At 42.2% G+C, this 19,754-nt stretch carries 16 protein-coding genes and 1 other RNA gene; 12 read left to right on the top strand and 5 right to left on the bottom strand.

Annotated elements, in window-relative coordinates:
* Positions 1 to 421: 421 nt before the first annotated feature.
* The gene (trxA, locus tag V7K21_RS20620; RefSeq protein ID WP_273765569.1) at positions 422 to 739 is read right to left on the bottom strand and encodes a thioredoxin; all 318 of its coding nucleotides are present in this window, start codon (positions 737 to 739) and stop codon (positions 422 to 424) included.
* 610 nt (positions 740 to 1,349) lie between these two features.
* Here trxA and fabG point away from each other — a divergent pair.
* Positions 1,350 to 2,096, top strand: a complete 747-nt coding sequence (fabG, locus tag V7K21_RS20615; RefSeq protein WP_335177106.1) for a 3-oxoacyl-[acyl-carrier-protein] reductase — start codon at positions 1,350 to 1,352, stop codon at positions 2,094 to 2,096.
* A 688-nt stretch (positions 2,097 to 2,784) separates the two neighbouring features.
* On the opposite strand, the gene V7K21_RS20610 is transcribed toward fabG, so the two are convergent.
* Positions 2,785 to 3,867 carry an MraY family glycosyltransferase gene (locus V7K21_RS20610; protein WP_335177105.1) on the bottom strand — a complete coding sequence of 361 codons (1,083 nt, stop codon included), beginning with the start codon at positions 3,865 to 3,867 and terminating at the stop codon, positions 2,785 to 2,787.
* Positions 3,868 to 4,025: 158 nt separating this feature from the next.
* Between V7K21_RS20610 and groL the strand changes: the two genes are divergently transcribed.
* The 4 genes from groL to rnpB all read left to right on the top strand — a co-directional run bounded on the left by groL (position 4,026) and on the right by rnpB (position 8,383).
* Positions 4,026 to 5,711 (top strand): chaperonin GroEL, encoded by a 1,686-nt coding sequence (gene groL / locus V7K21_RS20605; protein ID WP_335177104.1) that lies wholly within the window; start codon positions 4,026 to 4,028, stop codon positions 5,709 to 5,711.
* 297 nt (positions 5,712 to 6,008) lie between these two features.
* Positions 6,009 to 7,151 carry a magnesium/cobalt transporter CorA gene (gene corA, locus V7K21_RS20600; protein ID WP_335177103.1) on the top strand — a complete coding sequence of 381 codons (1,143 nt, stop codon included), beginning with the start codon at positions 6,009 to 6,011 and terminating at the stop codon, positions 7,149 to 7,151.
* 65 nt (positions 7,152 to 7,216) lie between these two features.
* Complete coding sequence (locus V7K21_RS20595; RefSeq protein WP_298912189.1) at positions 7,217 to 7,912, top strand: hypothetical protein; 696 nt, start codon at positions 7,217 to 7,219, stop codon at positions 7,910 to 7,912.
* Positions 7,913 to 7,961: 49 nt separating this feature from the next.
* Positions 7,962 to 8,383: RNase P RNA component class A (rnpB, locus tag V7K21_RS20590), an RNA gene on the top strand.
* An 80-nt stretch (positions 8,384 to 8,463) separates the two neighbouring features.
* Here the strand turns inward: rnpB and V7K21_RS20585 are convergent.
* The gene (locus V7K21_RS20585) at positions 8,464 to 8,847 is read right to left on the bottom strand and encodes a hypothetical protein (RefSeq protein ID WP_335177101.1); all 384 of its coding nucleotides are present in this window, start codon (positions 8,845 to 8,847) and stop codon (positions 8,464 to 8,466) included.
* Positions 8,848 to 8,975: 128 nt separating this feature from the next.
* On the opposite strand from V7K21_RS20585, the gene V7K21_RS20580 reads away from it, so the two are divergent.
* The 3 genes from V7K21_RS20580 (at position 8,976) to V7K21_RS20570 (ending at position 11,212) form a co-directional block, all read left to right on the top strand.
* The gene (locus V7K21_RS20580; protein ID WP_099104126.1) at positions 8,976 to 9,158 is read left to right on the top strand and encodes a hypothetical protein; all 183 of its coding nucleotides are present in this window, start codon (positions 8,976 to 8,978) and stop codon (positions 9,156 to 9,158) included.
* Between the two features lie 176 nt (positions 9,159 to 9,334).
* Positions 9,335 to 10,054 (top strand): ribonuclease III, encoded by a 720-nt coding sequence (gene rnc / locus V7K21_RS20575; RefSeq protein WP_335177107.1) that lies wholly within the window; start codon positions 9,335 to 9,337, stop codon positions 10,052 to 10,054.
* Between the two features lie 81 nt (positions 10,055 to 10,135).
* Positions 10,136 to 11,212: a Gfo/Idh/MocA family protein gene (locus V7K21_RS20570; protein WP_335177100.1), complete on the top strand. Its 1,077-nt coding sequence runs from the start codon at positions 10,136 to 10,138 to the stop codon at positions 11,210 to 11,212.
* A gap of 35 nt (positions 11,213 to 11,247) precedes the next feature.
* Here the strand turns inward: V7K21_RS20570 and V7K21_RS20565 are convergent, their stop codons facing one another.
* Complete coding sequence (locus V7K21_RS20565; protein ID WP_335177099.1) at positions 11,248 to 11,412, bottom strand: hypothetical protein; 165 nt, start codon at positions 11,410 to 11,412, stop codon at positions 11,248 to 11,250.
* Positions 11,413 to 12,330: 918 nt separating this feature from the next.
* Here V7K21_RS20565 and V7K21_RS20560 point away from each other — a divergent pair.
* The 4 genes from V7K21_RS20560 to V7K21_RS20545 all read left to right on the top strand — a co-directional run bounded on the left by V7K21_RS20560 (position 12,331) and on the right by V7K21_RS20545 (position 16,906).
* Positions 12,331 to 15,336, top strand: coding sequence for a chemotaxis protein CheB (locus tag V7K21_RS20560; protein ID WP_335177097.1), 3,006 nt, complete (start codon positions 12,331 to 12,333; stop codon positions 15,334 to 15,336).
* A gap of 3 nt (positions 15,337 to 15,339) precedes the next feature.
* The gene (locus V7K21_RS20555; RefSeq protein ID WP_335177096.1) at positions 15,340 to 15,828 is read left to right on the top strand and encodes a sensor histidine kinase; all 489 of its coding nucleotides are present in this window, start codon (positions 15,340 to 15,342) and stop codon (positions 15,826 to 15,828) included.
* A gap of 53 nt (positions 15,829 to 15,881) precedes the next feature.
* Positions 15,882 to 16,562 carry a response regulator gene (locus tag V7K21_RS20550; protein WP_335177095.1) on the top strand — a complete coding sequence of 227 codons (681 nt, stop codon included), beginning with the start codon at positions 15,882 to 15,884 and terminating at the stop codon, positions 16,560 to 16,562.
* A 131-nt stretch (positions 16,563 to 16,693) separates the two neighbouring features.
* Positions 16,694 to 16,906: a hypothetical protein gene (locus V7K21_RS20545; RefSeq protein ID WP_335177094.1), complete on the top strand. Its 213-nt coding sequence runs from the start codon at positions 16,694 to 16,696 to the stop codon at positions 16,904 to 16,906.
* 18 nt (positions 16,907 to 16,924) lie between these two features.
* Here the strand turns inward: V7K21_RS20545 and V7K21_RS20540 are convergent, their stop codons facing one another.
* A complete protein-coding gene (locus V7K21_RS20540) occupies positions 16,925 to 19,234 on the bottom strand; it encodes an NACHT domain-containing protein (protein ID WP_335177093.1) in 2,310 nt (769 codons plus the stop codon).
* Between the last annotated feature and the right edge of the window lie 520 nt (positions 19,235 to 19,754).

The raw sequence follows: 19,754 nt of genomic DNA, 5'->3' as shown, positions 1-19,754 counted from the left end.
ATGGTCTTAATCTCCTCGAAGTTATTACTGATGCTTTAGAAGGTAATGTCTCTGTTTTCCTTTCCTCTATTACTACTAGCTAGGCAGTTACATTTATTCTGTGTTTAACTTTATCAAAATCAATATTCGCCCAGATATAGGCTTTGTCAAGTCTTTCTTGCTTATCACTCATAGATTGCTTTTATTGTCAAGATATTTTTTATATCTATACAATATAGCCGTCTCAATTTTTAAACCACTTTCTCTAGACGTACAAGTAAATATGCTTAATGTTTCCTTAAAGTTTTATCAGTTAGCAATTCAATCAAACAGTGTAGGGGCGCACAGCTAGCTATGCGCCCCGACACCAGATTCCTATCTACTGAAAGAGACGCAACATTTCGCGCCTCTAACAACCAAAATCCAAATTCTAGGTCTTAGCTTAAATCTTTGTTTGTAGATATTGCACCAATTGCGGTGCTTGCATCACTCCTTCTATCCGCTCCACAGGCTGACCCTGCTTAAATAGTACTAGAGTTGGTAGAGCTGAAATTTCATACTTACTAGCTAAATCTGTGTATTTTTCTGTATCTATTTTGACAATTTGCAAGCGATCCTTGAGTTGAGCATTGACTTGCTCTAAAATTGGCACCATCATTTGACATGGGCCACACCAGTCAGCGTAAAAATCTACTAATACAGGTACATCAGAAGCAGACAGCATCTCTTCAAAACTGTTAAATTGCTTTTTAGTTGCCATATGACACACACCGATTTTCAATTGTTTGTTTCAATGGTAATTCTTATAAAATAAAATCGGTATAGATTCATGGGTTTTTGTTAGCAAAGGATTAGATTAATCAATATAGACTGATTTGCTAGCCAAAAATCTTAAATAATTATAATAAAATTCACATATTGTTTGCGTTTGTGAATATGCATTAAATATGTATTGAAACTTATCCTGACCAACCAAATAATTATACAGACGTTCACTAGAGTCATGTTAACGACGGGTGTAGCTGCAACACTTACTAGTTTATCCGATTAGACGATGTTTCCGACTGGCTATTCGGTGTCGCAGCTACAATTAAATCAATAATATATAGCTTTAAGTTATTCATCCATTAACAAACAAATAGCTATAGATATTTAATTATAGTAAAACGTTAATTCGTATTAATCGAGTTATATCTAGCTAAAAACGACATAGAACTTTATCTATTTATTATCTATTAACTATCTCAATTACATCATGCTAGCAAGATTGTCACCCCGTAAGAGTTAGATTTTATCCAGACAATATTCAGATGTTCCCCAAATCACCATAAGATAATTAGCGCGGTATTTCTAAGATTGAGGAACATTAAATGACACTATTACAAGATAAAGTGGCAATTGTCACAGGTGCTTCACGAGGAATTGGCCGAGCGATCGCAATTGAATTAGCCACACAGGGAGCGATCGCAATTATCAACTATACCAGTTCGAGTGCAGCTGCCGAGGCAGTTGTTACAGAAATTACAGATGCGGGAGGTCAAGCGATCGCTATCCAAGCTGACGTTTCTAAAATCGAGCAAGTAGACGCACTAATTAACACCGTCATCGAAAAGTTCAGCCGTGTGGATATCTTAGTCAACAACGCAGGTATTACGCGCGACACACTTTTGTTGCGTTTGAAGCCAGAAGATTGGCAAGCTGTGATAGACCTTAACCTAACTGGTGTTTTCTTGTGTACACGCACCGTCAGTAAAATCATGCTCAAGCAGCGATCGGGGCGAATTATCAACATTACCTCCGTTGCTGGGCAAATTGGCAACCCAGGTCAGTCAAACTATAGTGCCGCCAAAGCAGGTGTAATCGGCTTCACCAAAAGCGTTGCCAAAGAACTTGCTACTCGTGGCATCACTGTCAACGCTGTCGCCCCTGGATTCATCACCACCGACATGACCAGTAATCTCAACAACTCCGAAGATATTCTGAAATACATTCCACTCGGTCGCTTTGGTCAGCCCGAAGAAGTCGCTGGGATGGTGCGCTTCCTCGCTGCCGATCCCGCCGCCGCCTACATCACCGGGCAAGTCTTTAACGTCGATGGCGGCATGGTCATGGCCTAAGTAGAAACGCGATGAATCGCGTCTACAGCAATTTTCGTAGGGTGTGTTACGCTTTCGGCGTAACGCACCGATTTGATTTCAGGTAGTTCACTCTCGTAAATCAAGTTTTGAACTTCTAAATCGAGTTTTCAACTTCTAAATCGAGTTTTCAACTTCTAAATCGAGTTTTCAACTTCTAAATCGAGTTTTCAACTTCTAAATCGAGTTTTCAACTTCTAAATTAACTTTACGGCTAATAAAGCTGTTATTATCAACGAATTTTAGCAAATATACCCGTATTTATCCTCTAGGCTAATCCTAATACTCTAAAGCTTGTGTAGCTTTCGTCTAACTCGTGCATCTGCTGATTATCTAGAAGTGGGATAGCAACGAAGTAATTTTCGTAGGATGTCTGACGCCGAAGACTAATACCAATTTTAAAAAAGAATCTGACAGATAGATTCTGAAAACCTGGTTACAGAGGAAGATTCCCAATCCAAAATCTAAAATCTAAAATCGTATAAGGCATCAATTTTAGATAGCGATCGCTGATTTAGACTGATTTAATCGCTATCAATGATTCGAGTCAACTTTCAGTTTTACTATCATCCTGACCAAACACTGAAAGCTTTCCATTGGTAAAATATCTAGACCATGCTGAGAATAAACCAGAGTAGGGCTAGCATTGGAATGCCCACCCTACAAGTAACTAAGGCTGTTGGCGTATCCTTTGCCAGACAGTAAAGCCCAAAAGAATGATAATGCTACTGGCGGTAGTCAGCATCACAGCCAAACTCATACCTTGTATTCTCATCGCCAGCAAGTTGAAAACTAAGGTAATTGACCAAAGCGTGAACGCAGCATGACGCTGGGAGAGTCCCCAAGCAAGTAAGCTGTGGTGCAGGTGGTCTTTGCCAGGAGTACTCAGAGGGTTATTTCCTGCTAGTAGCCGCCGCACAAATACTTGAGTGGTATCTACCACTGGTAACAACAAAAATAAAACTGTAGGAATCAGCGCATAAACTGTGTTTTGTTGCAGTTTGCCTAAAATACTAGTTGCTGCCAGCACATAGCCAAAAAAGTATGCTCCAGCATCACCCATAATAATTCGTGATGGATGGAAGTTATGGCGCAAAAAGCCTAGTGCTGCACCCCCCAAGGCTGCGAGTACCAGGATTGCCGCCGCCCGATTGTTAAATTGGGCTGCAACCCCCAACAAACTCATGGCGGTAATAAAGCTGATTCCTCCTGCCAAACCATCCATACCATCCATCAAGTTGATGGCGTTAGTAATTCCTACTACCCATAGTACTGTTAGCGACATGGACAGGAGCGAGTCGATGGGTGTGCCAAATAGAACTTTGACACTGATACCATTAGCGACTAGCAATAGGGCCGTGACAATTTGCGCCCACAATCGAACAGAGGGCGGTAAGCCGAACTGATCATCGATAAAGCCTACAAGGACTAATATCGAACCCCCCAAAAGAATAGTCAGCACCTGAGCCAATACGTTTTGGAGTTCGATCGGTCGTAAAAGGCTAGCTAATACTAGCGCGGCAATCACACCCGCGTAGATAGCCAGCCCCCCTGCATTGGGTAAAGGTTCTCGGTTGAGTCGCCGTGCGTTGGGTTGGTCAGCCCAACCTACGCGCAAGGCGAATTTGCGGATTGTCGGAATTAAACGCCAAGTTACAAGACAAGCCAAGAGGAACGTAAATACTACCGCCAACCAGCCGGTGCCGCTAGGGTCGGCAATACCAAGGGACTTAAGGGAGTTGTCTAGATTCATCTCCCAATTCAAGCATTACTGCCAGTATCTAATATGAGCATCACCTGTATATTAATCAATTTTTTTTATTTCCATTTGTAACTTGAGCCAGTTGGGAGATTAGCACTCTTGCTCTGTGAGTGCTAAATTGTCTAATGGAAGCGCTAGAGAAATAAAACATGGCGAAAATTATTGCATTTGACGAGGAATCGCGGCGATCTCTAGAAAGGGGTGTTAACGCCCTTGCGGATGCCGTAAAAATCACCTTGGGGCCCAAAGGTCGCAATGTCCTTTTAGAGAAAAAATTTGGCGCACCCCAAATTGTCAACGATGGTATCACTGTTGCGAAGGAAATTGAATTAGAAGATCCTTTGGAAAATACTGGTGCAAGACTCATCCAGGAAGTAGCCTCAAAAACTAAAGATGTGGCTGGGGATGGCACCACTACTGCCACAGTTTTGGCCCAAGCCTTGATTCGGGAAGGTTTGAAGAACGTCGCGGCGGGTAGTAACCCAGTTAGCTTGAAGCGCGGGATCGACAAAACTATTGAAGCACTGGTAAAAGAAATTGCCAAGGTAGCCAAGCCAGTAGAAGGAAGTGCGATCGCTCAAGTTGCCACTGTCTCAGCTGGTAATGATGAAGAAGTTGGCCAAATGCTAGCCGAAGCAATGGAAAAAGTCACCAAAGATGGTGTAATTACCGTTGAAGAATCTAAATCCCTCACAACTGAACTAGAAGTAGTTGAGGGGATGCAGATTGACAGAGGCTATATTTCTCCCTACTTCGTCACCAACAATGAGCGGCAAATCGTAGAATTTGAAAACGCCCGGATCTTGGTTACTGACAAAAAAATCAGCAGCATCCAGGATTTAGTACCGGTGTTGGAAAAAGTCGCCCGTTCTGGTCAGCCCTTGCTGATCATCGCTGAAGATGTGGAAGGGGACGCTTTGGCAACTTTAGTGGTGAACAAAGCGCGGGGTGTACTTACCGTAGCTGCGATCAAAGCACCTGGGTTCGGCGATCGCCGCAAAGCTTTGTTAGAAGATATTGCTATTCTCACCGATGGACAGTTGATTTCCGAAGAAATTGGCTTAAGTTTGGATACCGCTTCTTTAGAAGCGCTGGGAACTGCTCGCAAAATCACCATTGACAAAGAAAGCACCACCATTGTAGCTGGTAGTGTTACCAAGCCAGAGGTGCAAAAGCGGATTGGTCAAATTCGCAGGCAGTTAGAAGAAACCGATTCTGACTACGATCAAGAAAAACTGCAAGAACGGATCGCTAAACTCGCTGGCGGTGTGGCAGTGATTAAAGTAGGTGCGGCAACCGAAACCGAACTCAAAGACCGTAAACTGCGGATTGAAGACGCGCTGAACGCTACTAAAGCCGCTGTGGAAGAAGGTATTGTTCCTGGTGGTGGAACGACCCTAATTCACTTAGCCAAGACGGTAGAAACGATTAAAAATAGCTTAGAAGACGAAGAAGAAAAAATTGGGGCTGATATTGTTGGACGGGCGCTAGAAGCTCCTTTGCGCCAAATAGCAGAGAACGCTGGTGCTGAAGGTTCTGTGATTGTCTCTAGAGTCCGCGATGGCGACTTGAACATTGGCTACAACGCTGCTACCGGCGAATTTGAAGACTTGATCGCTGCTGGCATTATCGACCCTGCCAAAGTCGTGCGTTCAGCTTTGCAAAACGCTGGTTCCATTGCTGGTTTGGTCTTAACCACCGAAGCGATCGTTGTTGAAAAGCCCGAGAAGAAATCCGCTGCTCCTGCCCCTGATATGGGTGGCATGGGTGGCATGGGTGGCATGGGCGGTATGGGTGGCATGGGCGGCATGGGCGGTATGGGCGGCATGTTCTAACTTCTGCTCACCCAGATAAATATTTTTTAAGCAGTTTGTCTTAATTAAGGCAAACTGTTTTTTATAGCATTGCTGATTTAGAGGCGATATGTTATCTGTATTGCTGGGAAGTCGCTGGGGATAAATTGGGCATAAATAAATATAATCATCAGGGTTGCTTAATCTCAAAATAACTGTCTTTGGATTAATTTTTGTAAAATTCCTAGCAAAAGCTGAAATAAATCACAACGCTTCTTCTATAACTGGTCAGTTATTTTTATGATTGACAAATAATTAATAACTATTAGGTAATATCTAATGGCACGAAAACTGCGCCGCCCTTCCAAAATAGTAAATAGGCCATATGAAGAAGAGTTCTATCATCAACCAGGGACTCTACCTGGAACCATTTTTATCGATGCAGATGCTCCGCCACCAATAATTTTCTTGATTGACTATAACCAAACCAATTTCATCCGTGAGCAAATAGCAACCCCAGAGGAGTGTGTCCCATATCTAGAAATGGAATCTATTTCTTGGGTAGACGTACAAGGTTTAGGGAGTCAAGATATATTACAACGATTGGGTAAGGTTTTTAAGTTACCTCCTTTAGTTTTAGAAGATATAGTTAATGTACCAGAGCGTCCCAAAATAGAGGATTATGAAGACCAATTGCTATTTATTTCCCGGATGGTAGTAGCAAAGGAAAAAACATGTGGTTTTTACAGCGAGCAAGTGAGTTTGATATTAGGAAAAAATTATTTGCTGACAGTACAAGAAGAACCAGAACATGATTGCTTTGAAGGAGTGCGGTCGCGAATTGAAAAAAACAAAGGTACTATTCGCAAACAGGGAGCGGATTATTTAGCTTACGCCGTCTTAGATGCGATTATTGATGGTTTTTTTCCAGTGTTAGAGCTTTATGGTGAGCGAATCGAAGAGTTAGAAGAGGAGGTGATACTCAGACCTACCCCACAAACACTACAACATATTTATCAAATTAGGCGAGAATTATTGCAACTGCGTCGTGCTATCTGGCCCCAGCGAGATGCAATTAATTCTTTGATTCGAGATGGCAGTGATTTGATTGGTGAGGAAGTGCGAATCTACTTGCGAGACTGTTATGACCATACAGTACAAGTGATGGATATGGTGGAAACTTACCGAGAACTAGCATCTGGATTAATGGATGTGTACCTTTCAGCAGTGAGTAATAAAATGAATGAAATCATGAAGGTACTAACGATAGTTTCAACAATTTTTATTCCACTGACTTTTATTGCCGGAGTATATGGGATGAATTTCAGTACGGAAAAATCGCCATATAATATGCCTGAATTGAATTGGTATTGGGGCTACCCAATTTGCTTGGCAGTAATGGCTGCGATCGCATTTGGTTTGCTATTCTTTTTTTGGCAACGAGGCTGGCTGCAAAATTCTGTAACAATGAAGCGTAATTAATAATTGCAGATGGACGATGAGTCAAATATACATTTATTAGCACCGAGAGTTGAGATTTTTAAGTTATGAGGAGTAACGACCAAAATTTAGTAGTTTTGACAATTTATATTATTGGTGTTTCCTATGTTTTTAACCGCATGGTTGAATCCATTGATGACCAAGTTAAATATGAGTTTAAGAAAGGAACCGTTGAGGAGCAACTGAAAGAACACAATCTCGATGATAAAATTGGGATTTCCTTTAAACTCAAATCCTCATACCCAATTGATGAACTGAAAGATTTAGGAATTAGCATTGAAAATAAATCTGATAATGTTGCCGTATACGTTGACTGGGACAATAGTTCTTTGGTAGTTGAACATAGCAAGCAATCGCGCCGCGTGATTCGGAAATCACCAGACTTAACCCGCGACTTAGCTGTGCCTCAAAGTCCTAGCCTGATTGCCCCCAAAAAAACACTTTCTGAAACGGTTACAGCAGAAGATGTTTTTGAGCGCGACCAAGTAGCTGGAACCTATTCAGCAAAAAAACCACTAATTGATATTAACGGGCTGCAAAAAGGGCAAAAAAAATTGTACAACGACTTTATTAACGGAAGGAAGGAGTTGGACTTTTCCCTGCAACTGGTGCTACGGATATCTGAAGTGCGTTTAGGTCTAGCTCCAGGTCGTGATTTTCCTGCCATTAGTATTATCAATTGTCCTTTCACAGTCAGAAAACTACCTTGGACTTACGCTCTACCTTGGAATAAAAAGAAGTAATACTAACCAGACAGACTATGCCATCCACGATTACACTGGATCTAGGGAGAGAGTAGGCGCAGGCGGTTGCAGATCAGTCATAGTCACTGGTTTGAGGAAAGTCCGGACTCCCGAAAGACCAAACTTGCTGGATAACGTCCAGTGCGAGCGATCGTGAGGATAGTGCCACAGAAAGATACCGCCAAAACAATTTTAGATTTTAGATTTTAAATTTTGGATTGAATCTAAAATCCAAAATCCAAAATCCAAAATTAGTTTGGTAAGGGTGCAAAGGTGCGGTAAGAGCGCACCAGCAGTATCGAGAGGTGCTGGCTCGGTAAACCCCGGTTGGGAGCAAGGCGATAGGAACTACGGTTGGTCTTTTACCAGTTCCGCTCAATGAGAGCCGCTAGAGGCGTTTGGTAACAAGCGTCCCAGATAGATAACTGCCCTCGCAAGAGAACAGAACCCGGCTTATGTCCTGCTCTCTCCTCTGCAATGGAGTATGAACCTTTCACGGTTTGTACTCCATTATTTTTTGTACGGATTTTGTGCGATCGCTAATTGATCATTTAGAGCATTCCCAGTATCTCCAATGCTGTATCCAGATGCCATTTAACCCGATATAGTCCAAACAGCTTCTCTTGACTGTACCGTGCTGGGTACTCTAGCTTCCTTCCCTCCATCGTCACCTTGAGCAATGCTGACTGCTCCGGTGTAGGTGTTCCCATAGCCTCTAGCGTTGCTTCTAGCGCTTGTACTTGAGAGAATATAGGAGACTTCAATCCTTTATTCTCTGACACTTGCTTGCAGGCTACAACACAGAAGGTCAGGAGTGCGTTAATGTAGGATGCCTTATCAGCAGGATTCCCTATTGCTTGGATGCCGTACTGTATCAGACATAAATCGCGTAATGCTCTCAAGCTTTTAAGTTCTAATTCTGTGCGTGTAAACATAAAATAGAGTTACCTCTTGTAAAAGTGGGAATCGGTGGGCAACAAGTTCATCAGGCTAAGATGCCCACTGATTTAACATTTTCCACTGATATACATGTGGAAGATGTCTTTATTTATATTTCTACATAATGTCTAAAAATAAAGGTAATCCAGATAACTTAAAGCCATTTACCACGGACAGAGAAAGACCATTAACTGAATATCTACATTTGCGTGTCACTAAGGAAATGAAGGAAGAGGTAAAAGCTAAAGACGATCCTCCTGAGTTTTGCCGTCAAGCTATCCAAGAGAAGCTAGATAGAGAGAAGTAGCGAAAAGTTGCTAAAGTAATAGTCCAAGTACTTTAGGGATATAAAATAGATAGCTAGTACGCCACGGCGTAAATAGAGCAACCGTTTAAAATCCCTAAAAAGCCCATTCTATAATACTTTTGACTTTTGACCTTTGACTTTTGACTTTCGCCTTGCCCCCTTCCCTTTGTCATGTAATGCCCCTTGCTTATCCACGCCGTCAACGGCAACTCGAAAGTTTAGTCCAAAAATTAGGTTTGTCGCTAGAAGCACCTATAAAGTGGGAACTACTGGATTTAGCGCTAACTCACCCCACTGTCTCTGAGTCGGCAAATTATGAACAGCTAGAGTTTGTTGGGGATGCAGTGGTGCGGCTGGTGTCGGCTGTTGTGTTATGGGAAAATTATCCCGATTGTCCAGTAGGGGATTTTGCGGCAATTCGTTCGGTGTTGGTGAGCGATCGCATCCTCGCCCAATTGGCAAGAGTTTATGGTTTGGAGTTATACTTACTAGTTGCTGGTAGTGCTACTGCTGATAAAGTTGGTCTAGAGTCACGACTGGCAGATGCTTTTGAAGCAGTTCTGGGTGCGCTTTACTTAAGCACTCAAAATCTGGAACTGATTCGCTCTTGGCTAGATCCTCACTTCCAACAACTAACGACAGAAATTCGCCTTGATCCAGCCAGACTTAATTATAAAGCTGCTCTTCAAGAATGGACTCAGGCACAATTTAAAGTTTTACCAGAGTATCGAGTTGTGGAAGTCAGTCAACCGTACCGCAATCAAGAACGTTTCATGGCTGAAGTGTGGCTGCACGGAAATAAACTAGGAGTTGGTAAGGGGCGCTCGATCAAAACTGCTGAACAAGCCGCAGCTAAGGTAGCTTTTTTAGCAATTCCTAATCCGGAAAAACTCTGAGTTTAAAAACCGATTGATTAGCCGATAATCAGTTGATTGTCATTTGTCCTTCATCCTTTCAATACAAATGACAAATAACTAATGACAAACCAAATTAAAATTGCTGTTATCGGAGTTGGGCGTTGGGGAGTGCATTTGCTGCGGAATTTCTTATCAGATTCCCAAGTAAATGTAGTTGCTGTAGTAGACCCACATCCAGAACGATTAGCGGCGGTAAAGCAGCAGTTTAAGTTAGATGAAAATGTAGTATTAACAACCGAGTGGCAAGATTTAAAGAAAGTGCCAGGGTTGACAGGGGTGGCGATCGCAACTCCAGCTACCACTCACTATGCTTTAATTAAAGACGCTCTCCAACAGGGATACCATGTTTTGGCAGAAAAACCCCTAACTCTCGACCCAGCAGAATGTCGGGAACTTTGCCAGTTGGCAAAACAGCATCATTTAATACTCATGGTTGACCATACCTATTTATTTCACCCAGCAGTTGAGCGAGGAAAAACTGTAGTACAAGCGGGTAAATTAGGTAATTTACGCTACGGCTACGCGACGCGCACCCATTTGGGGCCTGTCCGGCAAGATGTTGATGCACTGTGGGACTTAGCGATTCACGATATTGCTATCTTTAACGCTTGGCTGGGTCAGATTCCTGTGAAAGTACAAGCAACGGGTACAGTGTGGCTACAGGGAGCAGGGGAGCAGGGGAGCAGGGGAGCAGAGGGGAAGGAAAATACAAATTTTCCTCTGCCTCAAGGATTAGCCGATCTAGTATGGCTGACACTGACATACCCAGATGGCTTTCAAGCTTATATTCACTTGTGCTGGCTGAATCCTGATAAACAGCGACGCCTGGGGATTGTGGGCAGCCTTGGCAGCTTAATTTTTGATGAAATGTCACTATCATCACCTCTAACCCTTCTTAATGGCGAGTTTGAACAGCAGGGCAATCAATTTATTCCTGTGAATCAAAGGCAGATAGTGCTGGAATTAGAAACAGGCGAACCATTGCAGCGGGTTTGCTCCGGCTTTGTTATCTCTATTCTCAACAATACTCCCTCAGAGGTTTCATCTGGCTGGGTAGGCACTGAGTTAGTAGAAATTCTTGCTGCTCTAACAGTATCTCTTCAGCAAGACGGCAAACCTATTTTTCTTGACCCGTAATCCCTAGAGAATTAAAATGGATCGCACTTGTTGCACTATCTATCAATATCCACCACAGAAGGCTGGATGAATTCTTCTTGGTGAATAAATTCTGCCGGGGGATTAGTAGTAATCTCGCACCAGCTTGTAGTTTCCTGCCATCTCCATCTGACTAATTTTATTTTATCTTTGGCTCTAGTTTTATAAACTAAGTTTATCATTCATCTTTAGCAACCAGCTTTTGTACGTTTCTCAACAAACGGTATCAGAAAGTACTATTTTTTAGCACTCACAGAACTTTTCGGTCTACTCGATGTTGATAGCAGTAGTTACTGATCATCGTCATAATTGAAATGTTTTTATATATTAAAATTTATAAATATAGCTTATACATTTCATACAATTTATACATTATTAAAACATTTATTGAAACATGAGTTTTAACAAGAAAATGTTATAGTAAACTATTAGCTGGGTTTATCAAAACATAGACTAAATCAATAGTTATTGGTGATTTAGTTGCTGTACCTGGCATTTTAGCAATTGCCAATAATCCTCATTGGCGCTCATACTAATTAACTATAATTAATGTTTTAGATATAGTAGTCTAAGTTTTGATAAGTAATGATATGGGTCATTTATTAGTGGGTATTATTATGGAAGCGCTACTAATGAACTTGATAAAAGATAGGATTAATCTCATGATTTATAAAATGTATGTTTCAACTCAATTAGTTTTGCTACTGAGTAGTGGAATTCTTGGTATTGGATTTATTCTAGTTTCTTATTTGTTGGCAGTGACTTTTATTGAGGAAATTTAAATTATTTAGAGGTGATATTTTGGGAATATTAGATAAAATAGAAAACTTCAATCTTTACCAAAGATTAAAGTTTCAAAAGTATTTATCCAAAGCTAATGGAGATATTAAAAACCTCATTTTCAAGTTAAAATTTAGTTAATTGTCCTCTATGCTATGTATAAATAATTTAGTGAGTCACTGAAAGACAATAAGGAAGCCCATTCTTTCTAGGGATGGGAGCAATTGTTGCCTTGTCGTCTTAGTCATTAAATAGTTGATTATTTTTCCGTAAAATATAAACCTTAGCTGCCTAACCATCGCAGTACTAAATTTGAGCCTATGACATCCGATCAACCCTCTGAGCAACCTGCATCTGAATCTGCCTCTGATAAACCGTTGGACGAAAAGCAGCCTGAGAATATAAATTCTTTATTTCCCATCGTAGGCATTGCCGCCTCTGCGGGTGGATTAGACGCATTTAGGCAGTTACTCAAGCATCTGCTTACCGATACAGGAATGGCATTTGTGCTGATTCAACACTTAGACCCTAACCACAAGAGTCTGTTGAGCGAGATTCTGGCGAAAGTAACTCAAATGCCTGTCGGTGAAGTGCAATCTGGAATGAGTGTAGAACCAAACCGAGTCTACATCATTCCGCCTAACACTAAGATGATCTTGTCTGGTGGGGTGTTGCAACTGACGCCGCGAGAGAAAGTTCAGGGGAAATATATGCCTGCTGATGCGTTCTTTAGTTCATTGGCAGCAGAGCAAGGGCGCAAAGCGATCGCAGTGGTTTTATCTGGAACGGATGGAGACGGTTCACTAGGGCTAAAGGCAATCAAGGCAGCCGGAGGTGTGACTTTTGCTCAATGTGAAGACACGGCCAAATTCGATAGTATGCCCAATACCGCTGTTGCCACAGGGGATGTCGATTTTGTGCTACCGCCTGCAAAAATTGCCGAGGAACTGGCAAACCTCAGTCGTAGTTCTCTTCTTTCTGACTCGCAGCCGCTGATCACGGTTGAGAAATTGCCCGAACAGGAAGATGCCCTATCGATTATTTTTGGGTTATTGCGATCAACACTTGGCGTTGACTTCAGCCACTACAAGCCCAATACGCTTGATCGCCGAATCCAGCGGCGAATGCTGTTGTACAAACTAGAACGATTAGAGGATTATGCTGAATATCTACAACAGAATCCGCCTGAAGTCAAGGCGCTATATGAAGAAATTCTGATCCACGTCACCTATTTTTTCCGCGACACCGAAGTATTTGAACTGTTGAAAGAGCGAGTCTTTCCCGCGATAATGCTCTCCAAGTCGACATTGCCGATTCGGATTTGGGTGGCGGGGTGTTCGACAGGCGAGGAAGTCTATTCGATCGCCATCTGCTTGCTGGAGTTTTTGTCGCATAAATTAACCTTGCCGCCGATCCAGATTTTTGCCACAGACATCAGCCAGATGGCAATTGACAAAGCCAGATCCGGCATTTATGCAGAGAATCAAATGGTGGAAGTCTCATCAGAGCGCCGCCGCAGATTCTTTTATGCCATTGAGGGCAATAGATATCAAATTAACAAAGCTGTCCGCAGCCTGTGTGTGTTTGCTCGACAAGACTTGGGCAGTGACCCCCCTTTTTCCAACTTAGATTTAATTAGCTGTCGGAATGTACTGATTTATTTAGACGAAACGTTGCAAAAACGGATACTGCCCATCTTTCATTACAGTCTCAACCCGACTGGCTTTCTGCTGCTAGGGACTTCAGAAAGCACAGGTAAATATTCGGAGTTGTTTACTTGCATTGACAAAATATATAAAATCTATACCAAGAAGGTAACCGCAAATCGTCCAATTTTTTCGTTCGTTACTAGTAATTATCCGATAACAAAACTGGACGAACCTGAACTTGGGAATTCAAATTCATCGGATGAGTTTGACTTAGAGAAAAAAACTGACCAACTGATCTTGAATCGCTATGCCCCAGTGGGTGTGGTGATTAACGACAAGATGGAGGTGCTGCAATTTCGAGGAGAAATCGATCTCTACCTCAAACTTGCACCTGGGAAACCCACTATCAACTTATTCCAAATGGTGCGCTCCGGCTTGCTCGCCGGGATCCGCACCACAATTTATCAGGCACAACGGCAAAAAATTCCAGTTAGAAAGGAAAGGTTACAGATTCAAGAGAATGAGCTTTTAAAAATCGTCAATCTTGAGGTGATTCCATTCAATCCTACGAGTAGTGAAGAAGTCTACTTTCTGATTTTATTTGAACAAACTCTACCCACGGTTAACGACCTTAGCTCTTTTAATTTTGAGAACCAAGAGCAGTCAGACTTAGAGCGTGAGGTTGTTCGGCTCAAGCAGGAACTTGAAACTGCCAAGCAAGAGCAGGCTGGGACTCAAGAGTATCTGCAAGCGGTGATCCAAGAGCAGGAGCAGATCAATCAAGACCTGAAAGTTGCCAATGAAGAAATCCTCTCTAGTAATGAAGAGTTGCAAAGCACCAATGAAGAACTAGAAACTGCCAAAGAAGAGATTCAGGCAACCAACGAAGAACTCAACACAACCAATGAAGAACTTCGCTCTCGAAATCTGGAATTACACAAACTTAACAACGATCTGACGAATTTGCTTGCCAGTATCAATATCCCAATTTTGATATTGACTTCCGACTTACGCATTCGACGTTTTACGCCAATGGGGCAACGGCTTTTCAATTTAATTACCGCCGATGCTGGACGACCCTTGAGCGACATCAGAACGAATCTCGATATTCCTGACTTAGAACCTCTAATTTTAGATGTGCTTGACACATTCAGTATCAAAGAACTAGAAGTCCAAACCTTTGGGGGACATTGGTACAACCTCCGCATCCGTCCTTATCGCACTATAGAAAACCAGATTGACGGTGTAGTGTTAGTGTTAATAGATATTGATGGTCTTAAACGCAGTGCAGTAACCTTAGAACAAGCCCGGAATTACGCTGAAGCAATTGTGGAGACAGTTCAAGTGCCGTTAATCGTGCTTGATTCTGATTTGCGGGTGAACAAAGCCAATCGCTCGTTTTATGAAACGTTTCAGGTTTTACCATCACAGACAGCGCAATCTCTGGTTTTTGAGTTAGGCAACGGTCAGTGGAACCTGCCCGGATTGCGATCGCTCTTAGAAGGCATTCTCGCCGATGATATCAGTATTGAGAACTTGGAGATAGAGCATCGTTTTGAGCAAATTGGGCAAAAAACCATACTGCTCAATGGTTGGAAAATTATTCAACAGGGAGAACCTCAAAAGATTTTGCTGACGATTGAAGATATCACGGAGCGCAAGCAGCTTGAGTTATAGCGGTTGATTATTTTAGCACAAGAGCAGTCAGCCCGTCAACAGGCCCAAATCGCCAACCGAGCCAAAGATGAATTCCTATCGAACCTCTCCCATGAGCTTCGTAACCCGCTCAATGCTATACTGGGCTGGGCGCAACTCTCGCGCACCCGTGATTTCGATTCTTCAACAGCCACTCGTGCTTGGGAAGTGGTGGAGCGCAGTGCTAAGGTGCAAGCTCAGTTAATTAATGATCTACTGGATGTTTCACGGATTACGAGTGGAAAGCTTCATTTAAACACTCGTCTAATTGATCTAGTTTCAGTAGTGGATGTCGCCATTGAGTCTGTGAAATTGTCCGCAGATGCGAAAACCATTCAAATTGTTTCACAGTTGAACTCGGCGACGGTTGTCGGGGATTTTGATCGCTTACAGCAAGTTCTGTGGAATTTATTTTCTAACGCGATTAAGTTCACTCCAATCGGTGGGCGAGTGGAAATCAGCTCAAAGCTGTAGATACTCACGCCCAGATTCAAGTCAGCGACACAGGAATTGGCATCTCGGCAGACTTGCTGCCCTATGTGTTTGAGCGCTTTCGCCAAGGAAATTCTAGCAGCAGCAAAGCAACTCAGGGACTTGGATTGGGCTTGTCAATCGCCCGTCATCTTGTAGAACTTCACGGTGGAACAGTTCAAGCGCAAAGTCCAGGCGAGGGACAAGGAACCACGATCACAGTCAGGCTGCCTCTGCGCTCAATGGCACAGGAGATTACACCGCCAATTACACCGCCAACTTATTTAGAGCCGAGCATTTTGTCGGAGATGGATACATTAAATGGCAAAAATCCATCCCTTACCCTTGAAGGGGTGTGCATCCTAGCTGTAGATGATCAAGCAGACAGCCGCGACTTAATCAAGTGGGCGTTAGAAGACTTCGGGGCTGAAGTAGTCGTCGTGACATCAGCAAGGGAAGCGATCGCTGCTCTAACTGAATCTCCTGATAGATATAATCTGCTTGTAGCAGATATTGGGATGCCAGAGGAAGATGGTTACTCCCTGATTCGTCAGGTGAGATCGCTTGACGCCTCTGCGGTGGGACAAATTCCAGCAATAGCAGTCAGCGCCTATGTCAGCAACCAAGAGCAGCAAATGGCAATTGATGCTGGGTTCCAAATGCATCTGGCTAAACCGATTAACCCAACTCAATTGGTATTGATGATTGCAAACTTGTGTGGACTCCAAGCCAGTTGAATAGACCTCTTGCCCTAAAACATTCAAAAGTTATAGATAATATTTGACATCTTTATTTAAAAAGATACAAAACATATTTTCTTTTTCTTCTAAAACAGAAAGTATGAACTGTGAATTGAGGAATCAAAAGCATGACTGCAACCTTCATGAAGATACCTAAGTTTCGTAATACTCAATGGGTGAGCTTTGTTGGTGGAGAAGGGATTGTACGCAGCTACACACCTGAATCTGGCACATGGACGTATCTTATTGAGATGGCATTAGGGCTAGAGCCTGACTTTGGCAGAGTTGGTGCAGAAACGATGATATTTCTCAACGAGGCAGATTTGCGGCATAAAATCTGATTTAACCTAAGTTGATTCTCACAATCCCTGCCATTCTCGCTGGGAGAGTTCTTTTAGCGGCAAGAACAAACTAGCTTCAATCTCCTGCCGCACAACGTCTGTTAGCTGACAGTTGCTATTGAGGCAATCGATAAGCAACTGATTGGCATAGTAATATTGTTGCAATACTTGCTGTTGCTTAGGGCTGAAGTGCCAGTGATGCTGAATGTTTCGATGCTTGGCGATCGTCGCCTCTAACCGCTCTATCCAGGCAGGGAAACTTTTTTGCCACCATGTCTGAAACCTTTCTTCACTTTGTTTTCGATCAGGCAATAGGTCTTTAAGTTGTTGTAAAGCTTGATATAAGCCAGCATCTTGAACAATCGCTAAAGCATTACTCAAAGCATCGTCGCAGACTAGGGCATTGCCAAAATTAGATTCGTTGTCAAGAGTGCATTCCATTACTAGCTTGTCAAATGCCGCATCCAAAAAAAGACCTTTATCAAGGATGCAGGCAAGAACAAAAGGCTGGGTAAGGTGAGGAGTCCTAGTTAGGGCAAGGTAAAACGCCCGAATTGCAGCAGGCTGCGGGGGAGCGACAAGGGACTTTTGGCTTGCCCAAGTTAAGAATTTTTGCAAATATAAATCTTTAGCCACTAACGCATCTACTTGTTGCTTCATCAACTGTATCAGGAAATCTGCACTCCGCAGCATGGTAACCGTTAACAAAAAAATTTCACGCCATCGGGGTTCAGTAATATGACTCACCAGAAGTTCTAAGGGTTGTTCTAATGCTTCTAAATTATGACTGGCAACGATTTGTCGAGCAGTCAAGTATTCTTGAAACGCCAAATAAGAGAAGGAAAAAATTCCCCGCACTCGTTCTGTCAGTAATCCATGTTGCAACTCTATTGCCTTAAGTACCCCTTCACTATCTAATTGCAATTCCTCTGGTTCTGTCGAAGCATTCGGCAAATCACGGATATAGTCGCCAATGTATTGCTCAATAATGCGTTGTTCAAAAAAGTAATTACCCTGCTCAAATGTGGCGCTAGCAATTTGACTTAGCAACTTCAGCTTTTGTGGTAATAAAAAACCTTGGTAGACTTTATCCCGCTCAATTGCTTTAGTTTCGTCCCATTTGATCAGCAAAAGGTCTAAACATTGCTTATAAAACGCAGCTTTTTGGGTTGGAAATTTGTTCTGCTGATCAAAAACCCAGCAAGCGAGGTGCAAAAATAAAGGGTTGACGACAAGTCTCCGAAATTGGAAGTTTTCGGGCAAATCTAGTTTCTCAATAAACTCAACTGCCTGTTCTTGCCTCTGGTGGACATTCGTTTTTGTGAGTCTTGTAAACCACTTATGAGCAAAGGCAACAATTTGCTCAGAGGTAAATGGGGCAATTTCGACATCTGTGAAGCGTCTGAGGCTGGAAGCTTTAACCCCCGTGCGGCAAGTCACGACAAACATATTCTTTTGGTACTTTTCAGAGAGTCTGCGAATCTCGTTGACGACAGCAAGGCTGTCTTGATCGAGTATTTCATCTAATCCATCCAGCAACAGTAACACTCTGCCTTCCAACAACAAAGTTTCGACCACAGATGTATCTGAAATCCCAGAGGTGAAGAATTCCTTGCAAATATAGTTGAGTAAATGGAACTCCCCTGCTTCTCTAGATTCGTCTGAAAAATCCCTTAAGGTAACAAAAATGGCAACCCGATTTGCAACAAATCTACCTTGGTTGCATTGAATCGCCAGATGTTGCAAAAAGGTAGTTTTACCTACTCCTGGTTTTCCCAACACCCGCAGCTTTGAATAAGTTTCAACTGCGTTAATCCCCACGATTTGTGTCTGGGATACCTCACCTAAGCCAAAGCGATCAAATTCTTTTGACGTAAAATTTTGCAAGTCAGCAAACTCTAACCACTGAAGGTTTGCAATCTCCTCCAAAATGTTAACATCGATGTAAATGTCGTCGATTCTAACAGGGCGACTAATATCTAATAACTGCAAAGTGCCGCACTGGTCTTCAATTTTCTCAAAGCGTTGCGATCGCACTTGTTGTACTAGAGCATCAATATCTAATAATTCAGCACCAAGTTCTTTTGATTCCAGAAATTCTTCTGGAGGATTAGCCGCAATCTCCCGCCAGTTCAACGACAACACCGAACAAATTTCTATAAAGATATGACGCTCAACCGGACGCCCAGTAAAAAATCGCCAAATTGGTTGGCGAGTCTTTAAGTTGACTTCAAAAGCCAAATTTTCTTGTGTCCACCCCTTATGAGCGAATGCTTTTTTGGCTTCTTGAATCCCAGTTACTGATCCCTGGAGCGATCGCTTTACCATAAGAAGTTACATACATCAAATAAGAATTCTTCAATTTGACATTATTGCAACATGTAGTTTTGGAACTACTTAGAAACTAATTGAGCCATTTTTAAATGCAAATGATTTATTTAAAGCATCTTCAGCTAATATCCTCTCATTGAGGTTTTCTCAGTATATCTGATTAATCAAAGTATCTTTTTCATTGTTTTATGTTGTATTAGTAGCTCTGGTGCTGTGGCAAGTATAAAGTTTATATATGGTTGAGTACTGATAATGATTGTAGCACTTTTGTAGGTTATATATACTGTTAGGTTGTTATAAATGTTTAAATAACTTAGCTCAAGCTTGTGATTTAGAGGTTTACCTGCCGACATCAGCCTTAGATTCTTAAGTCCTTATTCTTGTGTTGCTAGCTGGCTTTTTAAACATAATTGGCTCAAGGATGCATTAGACCTCTTGCAAAATAAGTTTTATGTTATGGTGGGGGTTTGGAATTTTGAGACAGCTAAACTTAACTCGTAGTTGTAAATTGCTGCGA

This window comes from Nostoc sp. (assembly GCF_036919595.1).
GTDB lineage: Bacteria > Cyanobacteriota > Cyanobacteriia > Cyanobacteriales > Nostocaceae > Nostoc.
The sequence above is the reverse complement of the archived record's forward strand: the minus strand, read 5'-3'. Positions and strand labels throughout refer to the sequence as shown.

Bases quoted from the DNA above. Each gene is read 5' to 3' on its own strand.
- V7K21_RS20580 (WP_099104126.1), top strand. From the start codon at position 8,976: ATGTCTAAAAATAAAGGTAATCCAGATAACTTAAAGCCATTTACCACG.
- corA (WP_335177103.1), top strand. From the start codon at position 6,009: ATGGCACGAAAACTGCGCCGCCCTTCCAAAATAGTAAATAGGCCATAT.
- fabG (WP_335177106.1), top strand. From the start codon at position 1,350: ATGACACTATTACAAGATAAAGTGGCAATTGTCACAGGTGCTTCACGA.
- rnc (WP_335177107.1), top strand. From the start codon at position 9,335: ATGCCCCTTGCTTATCCACGCCGTCAACGGCAACTCGAAAGTTTAGTC.
- V7K21_RS20560 (WP_335177097.1), top strand. From the start codon at position 12,331: ATGACATCCGATCAACCCTCTGAGCAACCTGCATCTGAATCTGCCTCT.
- V7K21_RS20545 (WP_335177094.1), top strand. From the start codon at position 16,694: ATGACTGCAACCTTCATGAAGATACCTAAGTTTCGTAATACTCAATGG.
- V7K21_RS20565 (WP_335177099.1), bottom strand. From the start codon at position 11,412: ATGATAAACTTAGTTTATAAAACTAGAGCCAAAGATAAAATAAAATTA.
- V7K21_RS20610 (WP_335177105.1), bottom strand. From the start codon at position 3,867: ATGAATCTAGACAACTCCCTTAAGTCCCTTGGTATTGCCGACCCTAGC.
- V7K21_RS20595 (WP_298912189.1), top strand. From the start codon at position 7,217: ATGAGGAGTAACGACCAAAATTTAGTAGTTTTGACAATTTATATTATT.
- V7K21_RS20585 (WP_335177101.1), bottom strand. From the start codon at position 8,847: ATGTTTACACGCACAGAATTAGAACTTAAAAGCTTGAGAGCATTACGC.
- V7K21_RS20540 (WP_335177093.1), bottom strand. From the start codon at position 19,234: ATGGTAAAGCGATCGCTCCAGGGATCAGTAACTGGGATTCAAGAAGCC.
- groL (WP_335177104.1), top strand. From the start codon at position 4,026: ATGGCGAAAATTATTGCATTTGACGAGGAATCGCGGCGATCTCTAGAA.
- trxA (WP_273765569.1), bottom strand. From the start codon at position 739: ATGGCAACTAAAAAGCAATTTAACAGTTTTGAAGAGATGCTGTCTGCT.
- V7K21_RS20570 (WP_335177100.1), top strand. From the start codon at position 10,136: ATGACAAACCAAATTAAAATTGCTGTTATCGGAGTTGGGCGTTGGGGA.